The sequence below is a fragment of the Paraburkholderia sp. BR10937 genome, from assembly GCF_040965695.1.
In the GTDB taxonomy this organism is placed as follows: Bacteria; Pseudomonadota; Gammaproteobacteria; order Burkholderiales; family Burkholderiaceae; genus Paraburkholderia.
Genome location: NZ_JBFRCL010000240.1, coordinates 1 through 245 on the forward strand (window position 1 = coordinate 1; position 245 = coordinate 245).

A 245-nucleotide genomic window follows, 5' to 3' on the forward strand; every position below is an offset into this window, starting at 1 on the left:
TTGGCGACGCCGTCGTCGGCGAACAGGACGTTGGCGACATCAGGCGTGTCCGGCACCATCAAGATGACGATGTCCGAGACCTTCGCGACAGCCGTCGAATCGGCGACGACTTCGGTTTGCGTGCGCAAGGCCCTGATGGGCGGCTTCGCTTCGTCGCGCATTCTCGAAGTGCACGGCGAGCGCATGACCAGGCGCACCTTCAATCCGGGCTTCCGCATCGAGCTGCACCAGAAGGACCTGAACCT

The 245-nt window shown here is 63.3% G+C and carries 2 pseudogenes; one reads left to right on the plus strand and one right to left on the minus strand.

The annotated features are described in order from the left end of the window. Positions 1-161: pseudogene (locus AB4Y44_RS42800) on the minus strand (2-hydroxy-3-oxopropionate reductase); the annotation flags it as partial. Between AB4Y44_RS42800 and AB4Y44_RS42805 the strand changes: the two are divergent. Next, positions 109-245 (plus strand): annotated as a pseudogene (locus AB4Y44_RS42805) (NAD-binding protein); the annotation flags it as partial. The pseudogenes AB4Y44_RS42800 and AB4Y44_RS42805 sit on opposite strands and share 53 nt — an antisense overlap.